Below are 296 nucleotides of genomic sequence, written 5' to 3'. Positions count from 1 at the left end.
GGTCCAACTGCTCCGTCAGCACCGTCAGCGCCATCGTTACCTGCGGGTCCTTGTGGACCTGTATTTCCTTGAGGACCTTGAGGTCCAACTGCTCCGTCAGTTCCATCTGCACCTGCTGGTCCTTGAGGTCCAACTGCTCCGTCGGAACCATCTGCACCTGCCGGTCCTTGTGGTCCAACTGCTCCGTCAGCGCCATCGTTACCTGCTGGCCCTTGAGGTCCAACTGCTCCGTCAGCACCGTCAGCGCCATCGTTACCTGCGGGTCCTTGTGGACCTGTATTTCCTTGAGGACCTTG

1 pseudogene is annotated in these 296 nt (G+C 59.5%); it reads right to left on the bottom strand.

Annotation, left to right across the window (positions count from 1 at the left end):
• Positions 1-296: pseudogene (locus Q1A01_RS23780) on the bottom strand (spore surface glycoprotein BclB); the annotation flags it as partial.

Source organism: uncultured Dokdonia sp. (assembly GCF_947492815.1).
In the GTDB taxonomy this organism is placed as follows: Bacteria; Bacteroidota; Bacteroidia; order Flavobacteriales; family Flavobacteriaceae; genus Dokdonia.
This window is presented reverse-complemented; position numbering and strand designations above follow the sequence as displayed.